Origin of the sequence: Dehalobacterium formicoaceticum (genome assembly GCF_002224645.1) — a bacterium.
GTDB lineage: Bacteria > Bacillota > Dehalobacteriia > Dehalobacteriales > Dehalobacteriaceae > Dehalobacterium > Dehalobacterium formicoaceticum.
Window position 1 is genome coordinate 3,699,244 of the sequence record NZ_CP022121.1, and the last position, 16,132, is coordinate 3,715,375.

Consider the following 16,132-nt stretch of genomic DNA (forward strand, 5'->3'; position numbering starts at 1 on the left):
CCATAAACTGCCTCATCCTCACATTTTTCTATCAGGGTCATGACCCCAATTTTTAAAGTCCTCAGCAAGAACTACCTTCCTGTTAGCTTTTACCTTAAAAAAGATCTGTTGACAAATATCTTTCTCCCGTATCGGGAAAGATCACAACAATGGTCTTTCCGGTATTTTCAGGTCTTTTCGCCACCTGCATTGCTGCATAAGCGGCAGCTCCGGAAGAGATCCCCACCAACAGACCTTCTGCTTGCGCCAGACTGCGGGTTGTTTCATAAGCATCTTCATTTTTAACAGGAATTACTTCATCAATAATCGACGTGTTGAGCACCTTGGGAATAAATCCGGCACCAATTCCCTGAATCTTATTGCCAGGTCCCGGCTTACCCCCGGAAATAACCGGTGAGACCTGGGGCTCCACCGCAATGATTTTCACATTTGGATTTTTTGCCTTAAGAATCTCCCCCACTCCGGTAAGAGTCCCTCCGGTACCAACAGCGGCCACAAAAATATCAACCTGGCCTTCCGTATCCTGCCAGATCTCCAGAGCAGTGGTTTTGCGGTGGATTTCCGGATTAGCCGGATTTTCAAATTGTTGGGGAATAAAGGCATGAGGAATTTCGGCGGCCAATTCCTCTGCTTTTTTAATGGCTCCTTGCATCCCTTCCGTGCCTGGGGTCAGGACCAATTCTGCCCCCAAAGCTTTTAAGAGACTTTTTCTTTCCTGGCTCATGGTCTCCGGCATGGTAAGAATTAAACGGTAGCCCCGAGCGGAAGAAACAAAAGCCAGGGCAACGCCGGTGTTGCCGCTGGTAGGTTCAATAATCACCGAATCACTTTGCAGCAAACCTTTTTCTTCCGCATCCACAATCATCCCATAACCAACCCGGTCTTTGACACTGCCGGCGGGATTAAAATACTCCAGTTTCGCTATCAGTTTTCCCGAAAGATTATTTTTTTGATTAAAATTCGTTAGTTCCAACAAAGGAGTATGCCCAATTAAATCTGTGAGACTCTGCGCAATTTTAGCCATTTCTCCACCTCCAGAATCTTTACCTTATTTCTCAGTTGCTTTTTGTAAAGCCTGATCCAAATCCCAAATCAAATCATCCACATCTTCGATTCCAATAGAGAGCCTGATCATATCCGGACTAAGACCGGCAGATATTTGTTCCTGCTCGGAGAGCTGGCCATGGGTGGTACTTCCGGGATGAATGACCAGGGATTTGGCATCTGCCACATTGGCCAAAAGGGAGAAGATTTCCACATTATTAATAAATTTTTTACCCGCTTCTACGCCGCCTTTAATGCCAAAGGTGAAAATGGATCCTGAGCCTTTGGGCACATATTTTTGAGCCAATGCATGATATTTACTGGTGGGCAGGCTGGGATAGTTAACCCAGTTGACCAGGGGATGTTCATCAAGATGCTTGGCAATTTTCATGGCATTGGAGACATGTTTCTCCACCCGCAAGGAGAGGGTTTCCAGACCTTGGAGCAAAAGAAAGGAGTTAAAGGGGCTGATGCATGCACCCATATCTCTTAAAAGCTGCACTCTCATTTTTGTGATATAAGCCAAAGGACCTAAATCCACCGCATACCTCAAGCCATGATAACTGGTATCCGGCTCCGTCAGTCCGGGAAACCGGCCGCTTTTGATCCAATCAAATTTGCCGGCATCAATCACCACACCACCCATGGTCGTACCGTGACCGCCAATAAATTTTGTCGCTGAATGGATAACAATATCCGCGCCGAATTCAATCGGCCTGATCAGATACGGGGTCCCGAAAGTATTATCAACGATTAAGGGCAGACCATTTTCATGGGCAATCACTGCTACCCTTTCAATATCCGTAATATTAATCCCGGGATTGCCTAATGTTTCGATATAGATGGCTTTGGTCTTATCGTTAATTGCCTGGCGGAAATTTTCCGGCTCATCGGGATCAACAAAGATGGTTTTAATGCCTAATTTAGGCAAAGTTGTAGAAAATAAATTATAAGTTCCTCCGTAAAGAGTACTGGCTGAAATAATTTCATCCCCGGTGCCGGCAATATTAAAAATGGCATATGTAATGGCTGCTGAACCTGATGCTAAGGCTAAAGCACCTACCCCGCCTTCCAAAGCTGCCATTCTTTTTTCGAAAACATCTGAAGTGGGATTCATCATTCTGGTATAAATATTTCCCGGTTCCTGCAAGCTGAATAGATTCGCAGCGTGTTCCGCATCCCGGAAGACATAGGATGTGGTTTGATAAATAGGAACCGCCCTTGAACCGGTGGCAGGATCGACTGTTTGCCCGGCGTGAACCTGCAGGGTATCAAATTTTAACTCTCTTTCACTCATGAAAATCACTCCCTATCTTATGCTCCCATGTTAAAAGGGATTCTATTTATTTTTTCAGAAACAGCATGAAATAACATTTGGATAGTAACAAGGGCCAAATTCTTATTAAAAGAATTTCAGCCCTCGTAATATTTCAATAACCTATTTCTTGGTCTGCCAGTCCTCCAAAGCTTTATGCAAGGCATCTGCTGCTAAGTTGGAACAATGTTTTTTCTTGGGGGGTAATCCGCCTAAAGCATCCGCCACTGTATTATTGGTAATCGCCAGGGCTTCCTCCACAGTTTTGCCTTTGGCCAGCTCTGTTAACATGCTGCCGCTGGCAATGGCTGCACCACAACCAAAGGTTTTGTACTTAACATCTTCCAGAATATTATCTTTTACCTTAATATAAACGCGCAGAATGTCACCACATGATAAATTGCCTACTTCACCCATACCATCCGCGTCGGCAATTTCCCCCACATTGCGGGGATTTTCAAAATGGTCCATTACTGTTGGATTATACACACTTACCACTCCTCTCGGACCTTTTAGATTTATTTAAAAGTTTCACTTTATAGTGCGTTCTCACCGCCCAGAGGTGAAAAACTCCGGAAACGTTCCACCACGCCGGGAAGTACACTTAATACATAGTCAACATCTTCTTCTGTGTTATCTCTCCCCAAGGTAAATCTGATTGAGCCATGTACCAGTTCCTGGGATTGTCCGCAAGCAATTAAGACATGAGAAGCCTGTAAGGAAGTAGAACTGCAGGCAGAACCGGTAGAAACAGCAATACCTTTCATGTCCAGACTTAATAACAGGGATTCTCCCTCCACATAGGCAAAACTAAAATGAGCATTATGGGGCAGTCGTTTTTCCTTATGTCCGTTTAAATAGGACTGGGGAATTTTCTCCAGAACCCCTTTAATGAGTTTATCCCGTAAAACCTTAACCCGTCGGTTTTCTGTCTCCAGATCACGGGCAGCAATTTCGGCTGCTTTACCAAAACCTATGATGCCCAGGGTATTTTCCGTTCCGGAACGAATCCTTCTTTCTTGTCCGCCGCCATAGATAAGAGGCTGCACCCGGACACCCTTTCTTTTATAAAGCAGCCCCACTCCCTTCGGCCCATAAATTTTATGAGAGGAAATGGTTAAGAGATCTGCTCCTAAATCATCCACATGGACTGGAATTTTACCAACAGTTTGCACACAATCGGTATGAAAGAAAATACCCTGTTTCTTGGCAATTTTGCTGATTTCTTGAACAGGTTGGATCGTTCCGTTTTCATTATTACCATGCATTACTGATATTAACACGGTATTTTTTTTAATCGCTTTATTTACTTCCTCCGGATCCACCATCCCATATTGATCCACAGGTAAAATCGTCAGTTCATAACCTTTTTTCTCTAAATTTCGGCAGCAATCTAAAACAGCCGGATGTTCCACGGCTGAGGTAATGATGTGGTTGCCTTTTTTCTCATTACCATAGACAGCTCCCTGGATGGCAAGATTATCTGACTCCGTTCCCCCTCCGGTAAAATAAATCTCATCAAAACCAGCCCCGATTAAATCAGCCACTTTTTGCCTGGCCTCGTCCACATATTTTTTCGCTTCCTGTCCAAGAGAATACAGGCTCGATGGATTTCCATAAACATGCTCCATAGCGAATTTCATCAAATCGATAACTTCCGGATGAAGGGGTGTGGTGGCACTGTGATCCATGTACACTTTTTTCATGCATTTCCCTCCTTAATGTCTTTTCCCACCTTTATCAATTGACGACAGGTTTCACCAAGCCTCTTCCTGCCATCCTGTAATCTCATTCAAATTATACGGTGTCGCTTGATATACTGAATAATTGAGCCAATTATAATAAAGGAGGTTAGCGTGTCCACGCCAAGTTACGATAGGTTCTTGTGCGGGATCATCTCCGCAATAATAATTTTGGGGTATGCAGATCGGTAATCCCTGGTCTAGATCTCGATTATATTCTGTACTCAAAGTCAGCGGATCATACTCCCCATGACCGGTTAGAAAAATCTGGCGGCCATTACGGGAGGCTGCAATGCAAACCCCCGATTGATCCGAATCAGCTAGTACAACCAATTCCGGAATTTGATCAATATCTTTCCGCCGCACTTCCGTATAACGGGAATGAGGTACATAAAAGACATCATCAAATCCTTTTAACAAATTATTGCCCTTAACAAGAACCCGTTGGGGAAAAACACCGAAAATTTTCTCTCTTAATAAATACTTAGGCACTCCATAATGATGATAAAGTCCGGCTTGGGCGCCCCAACAAATATGCAAGGTGGAGGTAACATGGGTTCTGGAATAATCCATAATTTGAACTAATTCTTCCCAATAATCCACCTCCGAAAACTCTAATTTTTCCACCGGTGCACCTGTAATAATCATGCCGTCAAACTTCAAATCTTTAATATCACTGAACCCGCTATAAAAACTGAGCAGGTGCTCCTCGGGTGTATTCTTCGACTTGTATGTTTCCGTCGTTAACAGCTTTATTCTTACCTGCAAAGGCGTGTTCCCTAACAAGCGAATTAATTGAGTTTCTGTTGCAATTTTTGTCGGCATCAAATTAACGATGGCGATTTCCAAAGGACGAATATCCTGACGAAAGGCTTGACTTTCATCCATAAAGAATATATTTTCTCTGGCTAGAGTGTCTCTGGCCGGTAAATCATTAGGAATAATTACAGGCATATGAATTTCTCCTTAATATAAAATAACTATGAATCACGAACTTAGCTCTTCTGATTACTTTGATCCATTTCTTTAATCAAGTCTTCCAAGGTGAAAGAATCCAATACTTCCGCTACCGAATCTCTGACTTTTTCCCAAAGGATCTTGGTAGCACAATATTCCCCCCGATCACAATACTCCGGGTCCTGCTCATTAACACAAGCAGTAGGCGCAATAGGACCTTCCAGGGCTCGAATCACCTCTCCTACATAGATATCCCCAGGAGGCTTTACTAAAAGATAACCTCCCTGAGCACCGCGCACACTCCTGACTATACCCGCTCTTTTCAAGGGGATCATTAGTTGTTCTAAATAACCTTCGGAAATATTCTGCCGAGTTGCGATATTGCTTAAAGGGACAGGATCCCCGTCTTGATGAACCGCCAGATCCAATACAGCACGTAAACCATATCTTCCCTTCGTTGAAATATTAAGCATTTTCACCTCACAATTCAGATCCAAAACAATGCTCATAACAGCTATTTAATTCCTAGTAAATTAATAGTATTTATTTAGATTTATATCTTTTTTCCCGGCAGTTGTCAATAGTAATTTTAAATTTTCTTTAAAAAATGTAAAAAATTACGGCTAAGACCATTTTAAACTTACACTTCAACTTGCTTCGCTTCCTAATATATTACCCCATTTACATTTTTCTATAGGTACAGAGAATAATTCAATGAATTATTCAAAAATCCTCTAATAATTAAAAAAGCAGTCTTTTTCGAGACTGCTTTTTTTACTATTTTACTATTTTACTGTTTTCAAATAATCTTATTTAAACTCCGCCAGAGCTTTGTCTAAGGAACCGTTTTCCACTAATTTCATTGCTCTATTAAATCTATTCTGCCCATATGGCCAATATTCATCATGAGACTTACCTGTAGCAATTTGCAGAATCGCCCAATATGACCAAAGATAATCGCACAGGAAGCGATTAATAATTAAAAGACCATATTCTTTATCAGTAATATCCCTGCCATAATACTCTTTGAGGAAGAATCTTTCTTGTTCCGGGCTTAATTCTGCTTCAATAGCTAAAGCACCCAGGTCGAACATAGGTTGATTATTTCCACCATATTCCCAGTCAATTAAATAGAAGTTCTTTTTATCATCAAGCCAATTTTCACATAAAGGGTCATTATGACAGGGAGCAAGTTCCTGGGGATGCCGCGCAAAAGACTCTTTGATTTTTTCCACGTATTCCAACATCTGTTCAGAGCCTTCGTACAATTCGGCATTCTTCTCTTTTAAAATTTTTAAATAAGCATAAGTTTCTTTGAGAGGATCAAAATCAGCTTTAAATGGCTGGCCGCAAGTATGATACTTTCTAAATACCTTTGCTGCTTTTGACAAATAATCCTCACTATTCTTAAAATCAGGAATATGCAACGTGATGCAATCATCTATATATTTACAAACCTGGTGGCCATAATATTCGTCATAGTAGATAATTGGCGCATTAATATCGATATCAGACATGATTTGGGCATTATATTTTTCTGCCGGTCGATCAAGGTATTCATGGGTATCGGGACCGGCAACACGAACGGCGTAGGTTACATCATCAACAGTGACTTTAAAATTAAAGTTCGTAAGACCACCGGGCAGAATTTCTATCCCACTCACCTGAGATTTTTTTTCAACAAATTCGGGAACCTTACTGAGTATTTCAAATATTTTCCCAATATGTTCAAGACTGATAGCTGCATCATATACGAGTTGGCTCTTCACAATTAATCTCTCCCCTTCGATTGTGATGTTAATTTTGTTATCTTTAATATTTTGATCATATTCTTTCTTAAACATTTATTCATATTCTGTCTTCTGAGTCTTTTTCTTGATATTAGCCTCCTCTGTCATGTGATTTTTTCCAGAAGATCTAAATATATAAAATATGGAAATTATATTGTCCAAGAAACCGATTGACCCGCTAGTATTTTTAACAATATAACTCTGCAATAATATCACTTGCAAATTCCATGCCGAACCCCTGGTATAATTCAGAATATATTTTTTTGTTCTTTTCCTCTTAGCAATAAGGCTTTCTTGTTTGGATAAATAAGCCAATTAGGAAATCTCCACCCTACCAAGTCCAACCGGACTTATTATCAGTCATTATTAACTCATATTCCAAGACTTCCGCTATTACAAATAATACCATGCATCAGAACGATATTTTGCAGCCATAATGATATTTAACCGCGGAAAACCTTTTACCCTTATCGAATTTTAACGGTTCTGTTCATCGCAACTTATTTCAGGTAAACAAAATAGTCAAAATATTAGACTTATTTTATGTTTTTGGCAAATAATTTGATAAATTTACTTCTGATTCTAATTGGTAAAACCAATTTTAAATGGTATAATATCAAATATAGAAGACACATTAATTTATTTAGTGTCAAAATAAATTAACAAAGGAGACGAAAAGTTATGGCAAATTTTGAATCGTTATCCCAGAGTGTTATCGCAGGTAAAGAAGCGCAGGTTAAAGAACAAACTCAAGCATTAATTGATGCAGGTACTGATCCTCTTGAAATTATCAACCAAGGTTTAATCGCTGGTATGAACGTGGTCGGAGCTCGTTTCAAAAACGGAGAAATGTTTGTTCCTGAAGTTCTTATGTCCGCTAAATCCATGTCCTCCGGTATTGAACTTGTTAAACCTTTAATCGCTGACTCGGATATGCCTAATAAAGGTACCGTTATTATCGGAACCGTCAAAGGTGACCTGCATGATATCGGGAAAAACTTGGTCGCTATGATGCTGGAAAGCGGCGGATTCAAAGTAATCAATTTGGGTACTGACATTTCCCCGGAAAAATTCGTGGAAGGTGCCAAAGAATATAACACTGATATTATTGCTATGTCCGCTCTTCTCACCACCACCATGCTACATATGAAGGATACTATTGAATTGGTGAAAGAAGAAGGCCTCAAAGTAAAATGCATCATTGGCGGCGCACCTATTTCCCAAGACTTTGCTGATGAAATCGGTGCAGACGGATTCGCTCCTGATGCCGCATCGGCAACAGATCTTTGCGGCAAATTGATGGCTTAATACTTTCAAAGAAGGAGTGATTGAATAGATGTTAATCGTAGGTGAATTGATTAATACCAGCCGTAAAGCAATTAAACCGGCTGTGGAAAGCAGAGATGCTGAGTTTATCAAAGACCTGGCAAAAAAACAGGTTGAAGCCGGTGCTGACTATGTAGATGTTAACTGTGGCACCATGGTCTTTAACGAAGAAGAAACCATGGCTTGGCTTGTAGAAACGGTACAATCCGCAGTTTCTGCTCCTCTTTGCCTGGATAGCCCCAATCCCAAAGCCTTGGAAGCGGGTTTAGCTTTAGTGAAAAATGGCCAGCCGATGATCAATTCCATCACCGGAGAAAAAGAACGTTTTGAAATAATTTTACCCATGGTTTTGAAATACAAAGCAAAAATCGTTGGTCTTTGCATGGATGATTCCGGGATGCCGGAAACCGCAGCCGATCGATTAAAAATAGCCGATAAATTAATCGGCGACATGGTGGCAGCGGGAGTTCCAGAGGGTGATATTTATATTGATCCTTTGGTAAAACCTGTAAGCACAGGTGACATGGCCGGGGTTGAAGTATTAGATACCATCTACGCTGTAAAACAAAAATATCCCAAGGTACACGGCATCTGCGGATTGAGCAACATCTCCTATGGCTTGCCTAACCGAAAGATTTTGAATCACGTCTTCATGATTCAAACCATGGTTAAAGGCATGGATGGCTACATCCTTGATCCTTTGGACAAAACCATGATGGGCTTTGTTTATGCCTCCCAAGCACTTTTGGGTCAGGATCAATTCTGCATGAATTACTTAACCGCTCATAGAAACGGTTTATACGAATAAAATTCTTGCTTTAATACTAAAAAAGATTAAAAGAAACAAATTGTTTCTTTTAATCTTTTTTTATTTCTTAGAGAAATAAATCTTCCTTTTCCACACGGGCAATGATTCTTGCCATTTCTTCCGTTGCCTCCTGGGAAAGAGGCTGGGTTTGATGTGTTTTCAGAATATTTGACGTCAATTCCCGTGCCCGCTCCAGCATGTTCTTCGAACCCTTCTCTTCCCATATTTCCCAAAACATCCGGGTAAATAGACGAGGATTCCAAATCTCATCTCGGAAATGTGTATAGGTATGGGGGCTGGCCAGGAAATTGTTTCCAGGTCCCACTTCATCAATGGTATCAACGCCACAGGTATCCTCATTAATCGTAGTCCCTTTCCCCATATAGTGCACCATATCTATAAAGTCATTGCACATGGTGAGAAAAGGTAATGAGGCTGTCTTACCTCCCTCTAAATATCCTACGTCATGGACCAGGTTGGCACCGCTTAATCGCGCCATTAAAAGATTCATCCCTGCTTCAAAGCCGGCCTGAATATCGGGTATGGGTGCATTGACACATCCGGCTTCTGTGAAAATAGGAATCTGATAGTATTGAGAAAGCTGGGTTAATATCGCGTAATTCATGGCATGTTCCGGGGAACCATAAAGAGTGGTTTGATGTTTCATATCCAAAGGTGTCCCGTTGCCGCCAACAATAATCGCAGCTCCCTTTTGTTTAAGCTGAGCCATCACCAGTCCTGCCAAAGTCTCTGCATTCATCTGCACAATACAACCGGCTTTGGTCACAGGAGTCGTTCCTCCTGCTACAACCCCCGAAACATAGGTAACAGGGATGCCATGCTCTATGCAAGCAAACATTTTACCAATGCCGTCTTTGGTATGTACGAGAGGAGATATAGGTTCTGAATAAAGGACTAAAAAGGGATTCTTGCGTAATTCCTCATAACCGCCCACCACAGCAGCTGCCATTTCAATGAGCGCCCGGGTGTTTTTTTCATTGTGGGTGGTAAAGACAATGGGCTTTACCGTATTGCGCGTCATGGCTTCAAACTGATGAAGGTCACTGGCCTGACTTGGTGAATCAGAAGCGATGGCGTAACTCATGACAAAATCGAAATTTGGCAAGTAATCCATGACCTGACATGCTTGCTCTACATCTTTTTTGACAGATCGGCGTCTGATTCCGGTTTCAAAATCAATGGTAAAGGGCAAATCTGATCCTGATCCAAAATAAACCCGATTCTTTTCCAGGTGCATGACTCTTTCTCCCAACCGATTGGAAATTGTAATTTTTCTGGGAGCCAGTCGGATTGCTTCTTCAACCAACCAACCGGGAATACGCACCCGGTTTTTTTCCACGATGCAGCCGGCATCCTTCAAGAGTTTTAATGCTTCCGGATGATCTATCTGCATCCCCGTTCGTTCTAAAACCTCCAAAGAAGCCAGATGCAATTCTTCCACTTGATCTTCTGTGACCCATTTTAATACCGGTCCTTGTTCTGAATAATTCGCTCGATGCCTGAACATTTGTGCCTCCTAAAATAGTTTCTCGTCATTTTAATTTTTAAACCTTAATCCTCAAAAGATTTATCTCTTTATGAAAGGACTTCCTCCTGAGAAAGTTCCCCAATAGAAGCATTTTGGGCTATGATGTGAGATATTTTTATCGGGCCATCTTCTTTGGCCAGAATAATTTCCTCATCCCCTAATTCCGGCTGCAATGCCACAGCCTGACGATAAGCACTGATCCCTTTTGCCAGATTTCCTTTCTCTAAATGATATCGCCCCACTTGAAACCAAACTGGCCCGGTGGGATCCAGATGCTGAAAAGCTTGTTTCAATAATTTAAAAGCCTCAGACTCCCGACCTAATTTCAGAAAATTCATTCCCTGATCGATCATGCACTCATAAAAATCCGGTTTTAACCTCAATGCCTCTGCAAAACAATTTTGCGCCGCCAGATCATCATCAAAAAAGGCACAACAACATCCACAGGTATAATAATCCTGGGCATCTGCTTTATCCCGATGGTCTGTAATGATGGTCTTGGCATACTGTAATCCACCGACAGCATCTTCATCATTTAATAAGCTGTCTCTGATCTCCCGTAACTCTTTAACTTTGATTTTCCTAAAAGCATCACCAAAGAGGGTCGGCATGTTCGCAAAACGCACCTTAGGCTTCCAAAAAGGCTGGTCCCGCACCCAAATTTCAGCGTCCTGTATATCATTAAATCCCGGTGACTCCAGTAGGATCTTCATTCCATCTCGATTCTTTCTTTCAATACCAAATAACTTGCATAAGTTTTCTACGTCATCGTTCATCATAGACTCAGCATCTAAAAATAGTTCGAGCTCATCCGTAATAAACAGCTTCACATTCTGTTCTTTCTGCTCCATGTATTTTTTCTCCTTTTCTATTACATTTACTTGTCCTAATAATTTTACCATAAAACCATCAATCATACCTTGAAATTCTTTAACTTTATTCTGGCCTTGCGATGTTCCTCATGACGTTTTTTCCCTTCTTCATAAAGAGTTCTTTCCTCTTCAGTATTAATCTTAAGGTCAGGAAGTTTACTTGGGATACCATTTTCATCCAACGATACCATCGTAAAATAAGCTGACAATGCTCTTTGGGGAGGATTGTCCGACCTTAAATCTTCCGTATCCACAGTAACAATCACCTCCATAGATGAGCTGCCAACATAGGCCACGGTCGCCGTACATGTCACTAATGCACCTATATAGATGGGTAAATGAAACTGTAATTCATCCACTCTGGCTGTAACGACATTGGTTCGGGCATATTTATAAGCCACAGCACCGGCAGCGGAATCCATCAGTTTCATAATTTCTCCTCCATGGATATTGCCGGCATAATTTGCCTGACTTCGCTCTGTGACGATGGACATGGTTATTTGGGTCCTGTTTTTAAAATTATCCATTGGTTCCTCCCAGCATAATTTTAAGGTTCGTTCCGTTCTCCTTATCATATGATTCTAGTCAGCATTCTCCAATTTTAACAAAAATATTTACCTTTTATTGTACCACAATATCTCTGAATTTTTTTCAATTTTAAATAAAATGCATGGGAAGATAAAAAAGTATGTTGTTATAACAACATACTTTGATATTTGTTATTTAATTTGCAATATTTACCTCTCGGATACTTGCCCTTTGTAAATGAAGCACAAATAAGCTGCTTTTGTTTTCTTATTCTATATTTTCTACAAACTGCACTTTTAGCCCATTGGGATCCAAAACAAAGAAAAACCTTACATGGGGATTTGGCTGGATTGGGCCGCTATGTATTGCTATCCCTTTTTCTTTAAGAAATGCCATCATTTTATCTACCGATTCAACCTCAAACCCCAGGGAAATATCCTGGCCCATATCTACCTGATTTGCCGTTTCGTCATGTAACAATTCAAGTTTAGTTTCATCGTTTCCCATAAAGGCAATTTCCACCGGACCGGATTTAAACCTGTGATCCAAGTTAAGGCCTACTATATCCTGATAGAATTTTAAAGATTCTTCCAAATTATTAACCTTTATGGTGCACCAACAAAATTTCATATTTTCTCGCCTGCCTTATTTTTCTATTTTCTTACTCTTTTCAGGAAAAGATTAAAACTACATCTTTCATCATATATTATATTATACTTATAATAAAAATATTTTCAATATCAGCGCAGGTCTTCCTGCTTCGCCACAAGCGGCGACGATTTTTTTAGGTAACAAAATGATTTAAACATGCCAGTACAATGTGGTTATTGTGGTGTCAATATCTTCACAGATCAGTCCGTTCATTTTAATGGACTGCAAATAGTCTTTTATTTCCTGTTCCTCGTCTGATGTTATGTCACGATAGGTTTTTACACGGTTAATATATAAGTCATATGCTTCTTCCGGTGTATTTTCCAGATGCCAGTGCTGCTCCTCGTATTCAAAACGTGGCTGCAAGCCTTGGTACCAAAGCAGCTCAAAGGCATAGACAATATCCAGATCGCTTTCCCGTCTTTCCTCGATCCCCACCAGCTTTTTTACCGCATCAGAAACAGGATCGACACGGCGAGTTGCTTTTGACAGCACACACCAGCCTTTGCTGGCCAAGGAAAGTTTTTGAAAAGTGACCGCACTCTGTACAGCCGGCGTCATTCGCGCTATGACAAGATCGAACCTTTTTTCCAGACCGGCCTCAGATAAATCAATTTCGTGCCAGTCTGCACTGCGAAATTCAACATTATTAATACGCTCATCTGCAGCCTTTCTCTTGGCAATCTCAATCATCTCAGGAGAAAAGTCCAGCCCAATAGCATCTTTGCATTTTCTGGCGATGGCGGTTGTGTAGCTTCCCGTACCGCATCCCACATCAAGTACGGATGCATCCGGGTTGAGCATTTTGTAGGTTTCAAGTAGCTGCAAAAAGCTGCTCTCTTCTAAGGATGAGGACTTGTTTTTTTCAAAGCCCGGGGCCCTCGAATTCCACATATCAATGCTTGCCTGTTTATTTTTTACCTTTAACTGCCACTTAGAAATTATATCTTCCATACTCATTTCATCATCCTTTCAAAAAAGAGCATTAAAAGCTACCACACTTTCCAAAGATCCAAGCACATATCAGTCACCCCCTGGTTCGCGACGAAAGATACCATCCCGGCAATATATCCACCTTTCTGACTTAGGCCGCTCCATTGAAAAGAGAATTGCTTTAGAAATTTTTTTGATATGATATTACCGCTTTAATGTTAAATTCATTTATCATTAATAATGATAAATTACCAAAGCTTCCCTGTAAAGATGTATTCCTTGTCCGGTGTCGGATATTTTATAATTTATCGGTTGAAAGAAATCACCATCTTCTTTTTAAACCTGCTTAAAATATGATAGAATGATTTACCAAAGACAAGGGAAAAAGCGACATTTCCTACGGCGTGAATGGTATCAAAAGGAAAGCTGATGGCGTAGGTGGCTAAGAAAGTTTCCCAGGTCAAGGGATAAATAAAGCCCAGCCAATGCCAAAGGTTCATCACCCAGCCAAACAAATAGCCGTTCACAAACCCTAAAAGGGCAAAAGATACCGGTTTATAGCCTTTGCTTTTCATGCCTAACAGTGCCCCGCTTACCCCGCACATTCCCCAACTAAACATCTGCCAGGGAGTCCACGGTCCCTGGCCTAAGAAGAAATTGGATGTCAGGGCTCCTAAGGCGCCCACCATAAAGCCGGTTTGCGGCCCAAAAACATAACCGCTAATCATAACCAGAAAGGTGGTGGGCTGTAGACTCATAATCACGGCAAAGGGCACCCGGGCAATGGCGGCCAGGGAAGCCATTGCTGCCGTCAGCGCCACTACCTTGGAAGAGACCCCCTGCTGCTCAAAGCGCAGGAAAAAAGTAAGCAATGCCATCCCCACGATGATCAGGGAAAAAAGAGCCCAATTAATACCGTAAAAAGGAGTTTCCGGCACTGTACTTAAAAGGAGCAGCAGAGCCATTAAAATGATGCTCACCAGGGGCAGAAGGTTCTTTTTCATCTCTTTGATCTCCATTTAATTCACTATAATTCCCTTTATAATTAATTGCAGTGCTAATTTTTAGACAAAAGTTTTATCAATTGATTAATGCTAAAGGAACACTGGGCTCTGGTAGCCACGACATTTTCCTCAAATTGGGGGTAGAGCAGCCCTTCTTTTCGCGCTGTCTCAACATAACTGGAATACCACTTAGGTCCTTCCGTCAATTGATCTTTCTTATCTTGCGGCAGGGCCCGGACCAACATTGCCGACAATTCCGCTCCGATGATTTTTCCGTTTCCGTCAAAAGTACCGTCCGGTCGGCCGTTAATATATCCCTGATCTACTGCCGCAGATATAAAAGACCGCGCCCAATGATTCTCAGGAATATCACTAAACCGGGCGGCAGAATCATTATTCCCTTTCGGCAAATCCAGCCCTGAAATCAAAAACTTGGTGAATTCAGCCCGAGTTACCGGTCTTTCCGGACCAAAAGTACCGTCCGGATATCCGCTCAAAACTCCTTCTTTCACTAAGGCCTCAATGCTTTCATAAGCCCAATAGTCAGATGATAAGTCGGAAAATAAGCCCGAGGTACCCGCGGTGCTGTTTTGAAACCCATAAGTCATATTGACGGGATGTGGTTTCCCGGCCAAAGCCAGCACAGCAAATACCGTGGTATTGACAGGGGAGGAACTGACTCCTTCCTTCCAGTTAAAGGAACCATCCTGATTCGCCAGACTGAGTAGATGGGTAACAGGGTTATGCTGCCCCACAGTCCAATCAGCCCCCTGAGGATTTTCCCCAGCCGCCAGGATCCCTTGAATCGCCCAGGCATTAGATGATGCATTCGCATCCCCTCCCATCCAATCCCCGGCGCTAAAGCCGCCGTTTTCCTGTTGCAGCCCTTTGATAAAGGCCAAGGCTTTCCGAACGGATGGGGAATCAGGGGTCTCTCCTAACATAATCAATGTCTGTATTGCAATTGCGGTATCATCCACATCACTATCCATGCCTTCCAGCCAGCCAAAACCCCCATCCTGATTCTGTTGACGGAGCAGCCAGCTTTTTACCTTATCCTTTTGAGGAATCTCCTTCCCCACAGCAGACAATGATAGGACCGACCACATATGGGCATTGATCATCCCTTGTTCCCCTTTATCAGGCTGCCAGAACTGTCCGTCCTCCTGTTGAAAAGAAAGAATTTTTGATGTCAGCTCCTGAGCCTCCGTAGAAGCACCCTGGCCCGCAGCGGCATACGCCAGCAACTGAAGCGCGTAGTCACTGGTTTCTTCCAGGGGTTGAGGGCTGTTCTTCAGAAAATCAAGGGGACTCTTTCCGGAAGGAGCCCAGGATCCATCAGCTGCATCTTCTCCTGCTGCTTCCAAAGCAATGATTACCCAGCCGGTCAATTTCTTACTGCTGGTTCCACCTTTTTGCGCAGTAAATCCTCCGTCTGCATTCTGCACCCCCTGAAAATATATCAGCGCCTTTTCAATGCCCTGTTCTCCCTGCTTACCACCGAAAGGCTCTCCCGCAAAAGCCGCGCCCGGGTTCAGCATTCCCCATAAAAAAAGCACACCAATTAAAGCAGTTATCAATTTTTTCATAAATTATCCCTCCCATAAAATTAA

The 16,132-nt window shown here is 42.0% G+C and carries 16 protein-coding genes; 2 read left to right on the forward strand and 14 right to left on the reverse strand.

Annotation, left to right across the window (positions count from 1 at the left end; genetic code table 11):
- Positions 1 to 94 precede the first annotated feature (94 nt).
- The 7 genes from cysK to CEQ75_RS17945 form a co-directional block, all read right to left on the reverse strand.
- Positions 95 to 1,024, reverse strand: a complete 930-nt coding sequence (gene cysK, locus CEQ75_RS17915; protein ID WP_089612384.1) for a cysteine synthase A — start codon at positions 1,022 to 1,024, stop codon at positions 95 to 97.
- 24 nt (positions 1,025 to 1,048) lie between these two features.
- Positions 1,049 to 2,341 carry a homocysteine synthase gene (locus CEQ75_RS17920; protein ID WP_089612385.1) on the reverse strand — a complete coding sequence of 431 codons (1,293 nt, stop codon included), beginning with the start codon at positions 2,339 to 2,341 and terminating at the stop codon, positions 1,049 to 1,051.
- A 141-nt stretch (positions 2,342 to 2,482) separates the two neighbouring features.
- A complete protein-coding gene (gene nifU, locus CEQ75_RS17925) occupies positions 2,483 to 2,848 on the reverse strand; it encodes a Fe-S cluster assembly scaffold protein NifU (protein WP_089612386.1) in 366 nt (121 codons plus the stop codon).
- Positions 2,849 to 2,895: 47 nt separating this feature from the next.
- The gene (nifS, locus tag CEQ75_RS17930) at positions 2,896 to 4,065 is read right to left on the reverse strand and encodes a cysteine desulfurase NifS (protein WP_089612387.1); all 1,170 of its coding nucleotides are present in this window, start codon (positions 4,063 to 4,065) and stop codon (positions 2,896 to 2,898) included.
- 51 nt (positions 4,066 to 4,116) lie between these two features.
- A complete protein-coding gene (metA, locus tag CEQ75_RS17935; RefSeq protein WP_089612388.1) occupies positions 4,117 to 5,055 on the reverse strand; it encodes a homoserine O-acetyltransferase MetA in 939 nt (312 codons plus the stop codon).
- A 41-nt stretch (positions 5,056 to 5,096) separates the two neighbouring features.
- Positions 5,097 to 5,531: an RrF2 family transcriptional regulator gene (locus CEQ75_RS17940; protein WP_089612698.1), complete on the reverse strand. Its 435-nt coding sequence runs from the start codon at positions 5,529 to 5,531 to the stop codon at positions 5,097 to 5,099.
- A 336-nt stretch (positions 5,532 to 5,867) separates the two neighbouring features.
- Positions 5,868 to 6,827: a choline kinase family protein gene (locus tag CEQ75_RS17945; protein ID WP_089612699.1), complete on the reverse strand. Its 960-nt coding sequence runs from the start codon at positions 6,825 to 6,827 to the stop codon at positions 5,868 to 5,870.
- Positions 6,828 to 7,529: 702 nt separating this feature from the next.
- Between CEQ75_RS17945 and CEQ75_RS17955 the strand changes: the two genes are divergently transcribed.
- Positions 7,530 to 8,156, forward strand: a complete 627-nt coding sequence (locus CEQ75_RS17955; protein WP_089612390.1) for a cobalamin B12-binding domain-containing protein — start codon at positions 7,530 to 7,532, stop codon at positions 8,154 to 8,156.
- A gap of 28 nt (positions 8,157 to 8,184) precedes the next feature.
- Entirely contained in the window at positions 8,185 to 8,982 is a 798-nt protein-coding gene (locus CEQ75_RS17960) for a methyltetrahydrofolate cobalamin methyltransferase (RefSeq protein WP_089612391.1), read from the forward strand.
- 67 nt (positions 8,983 to 9,049) lie between these two features.
- Here CEQ75_RS17960 and CEQ75_RS17965 read toward each other — a convergent pair whose 3' ends face one another.
- The 7 genes from CEQ75_RS17965 to CEQ75_RS17995 form a co-directional block, all read right to left on the reverse strand.
- A complete protein-coding gene (locus CEQ75_RS17965) occupies positions 9,050 to 10,510 on the reverse strand; it encodes a trimethylamine methyltransferase family protein (RefSeq protein ID WP_089612392.1) in 1,461 nt (486 codons plus the stop codon).
- Positions 10,511 to 10,578: 68 nt separating this feature from the next.
- Positions 10,579 to 11,382: a hypothetical protein gene (locus CEQ75_RS17970; protein ID WP_157677530.1), complete on the reverse strand. Its 804-nt coding sequence runs from the start codon at positions 11,380 to 11,382 to the stop codon at positions 10,579 to 10,581.
- A 62-nt stretch (positions 11,383 to 11,444) separates the two neighbouring features.
- Positions 11,445 to 11,930, reverse strand: a complete 486-nt coding sequence (locus tag CEQ75_RS17975; RefSeq protein ID WP_089612394.1) for an acyl-CoA thioesterase — start codon at positions 11,928 to 11,930, stop codon at positions 11,445 to 11,447.
- Positions 11,931 to 12,198: 268 nt separating this feature from the next.
- Positions 12,199 to 12,561 carry a VOC family protein gene (locus tag CEQ75_RS17980; protein WP_089612395.1) on the reverse strand — a complete coding sequence of 121 codons (363 nt, stop codon included), beginning with the start codon at positions 12,559 to 12,561 and terminating at the stop codon, positions 12,199 to 12,201.
- Between the two features lie 171 nt (positions 12,562 to 12,732).
- Complete coding sequence (locus CEQ75_RS17985; RefSeq protein WP_089612396.1) at positions 12,733 to 13,542, reverse strand: class I SAM-dependent methyltransferase; 810 nt, start codon at positions 13,540 to 13,542, stop codon at positions 12,733 to 12,735.
- 278 nt (positions 13,543 to 13,820) lie between these two features.
- Entirely contained in the window at positions 13,821 to 14,519 is a 699-nt protein-coding gene (locus CEQ75_RS17990) for an ECF transporter S component (RefSeq protein ID WP_089612397.1), read from the reverse strand.
- Positions 14,520 to 14,572: 53 nt separating this feature from the next.
- Positions 14,573 to 16,108, reverse strand: a complete 1,536-nt coding sequence (locus CEQ75_RS17995; protein WP_089612398.1) for an S-layer homology domain-containing protein — start codon at positions 16,106 to 16,108, stop codon at positions 14,573 to 14,575.
- Positions 16,109 to 16,132: the final 24 nt, after the last annotated feature.

Bases quoted from the DNA above. Each gene is read 5' to 3' on its own strand.
- cysK (WP_089612384.1), bottom strand. From the start codon at position 1,024: ATGGCTAAAATTGCGCAGAGTCTCACAGATTTAATTGGGCATACTCCT.
- CEQ75_RS17920 (WP_089612385.1), bottom strand. From the start codon at position 2,341: ATGAGTGAAAGAGAGTTAAAATTTGATACCCTGCAGGTTCACGCCGGG.
- nifS (WP_089612387.1), bottom strand. From the start codon at position 4,065: ATGAAAAAAGTGTACATGGATCACAGTGCCACCACACCCCTTCATCCG.
- metA (WP_089612388.1), bottom strand. From the start codon at position 5,055: ATGCCTGTAATTATTCCTAATGATTTACCGGCCAGAGACACTCTAGCC.
- CEQ75_RS17940 (WP_089612698.1), bottom strand. From the start codon at position 5,531: ATGCTTAATATTTCAACGAAGGGAAGATATGGTTTACGTGCTGTATTG.
- CEQ75_RS17955 (WP_089612390.1), top strand. From the start codon at position 7,530: ATGGCAAATTTTGAATCGTTATCCCAGAGTGTTATCGCAGGTAAAGAA.
- CEQ75_RS17960 (WP_089612391.1), top strand. From the start codon at position 8,185: ATGTTAATCGTAGGTGAATTGATTAATACCAGCCGTAAAGCAATTAAA.
- CEQ75_RS17965 (WP_089612392.1), bottom strand. From the start codon at position 10,510: ATGTTCAGGCATCGAGCGAATTATTCAGAACAAGGACCGGTATTAAAA.
- CEQ75_RS17970 (WP_157677530.1), bottom strand. From the start codon at position 11,382: ATGGAGCAGAAAGAACAGAATGTGAAGCTGTTTATTACGGATGAGCTC.
- CEQ75_RS17975 (WP_089612394.1), bottom strand. From the start codon at position 11,930: ATGGATAATTTTAAAAACAGGACCCAAATAACCATGTCCATCGTCACA.
- CEQ75_RS17980 (WP_089612395.1), bottom strand. From the start codon at position 12,561: ATGAAATTTTGTTGGTGCACCATAAAGGTTAATAATTTGGAAGAATCT.
- CEQ75_RS17985 (WP_089612396.1), bottom strand. From the start codon at position 13,542: ATGAGTATGGAAGATATAATTTCTAAGTGGCAGTTAAAGGTAAAAAAT.
- CEQ75_RS17990 (WP_089612397.1), bottom strand. From the start codon at position 14,519: ATGAAAAAGAACCTTCTGCCCCTGGTGAGCATCATTTTAATGGCTCTG.
- CEQ75_RS17995 (WP_089612398.1), bottom strand. From the start codon at position 16,108: ATGAAAAAATTGATAACTGCTTTAATTGGTGTGCTTTTTTTATGGGGA.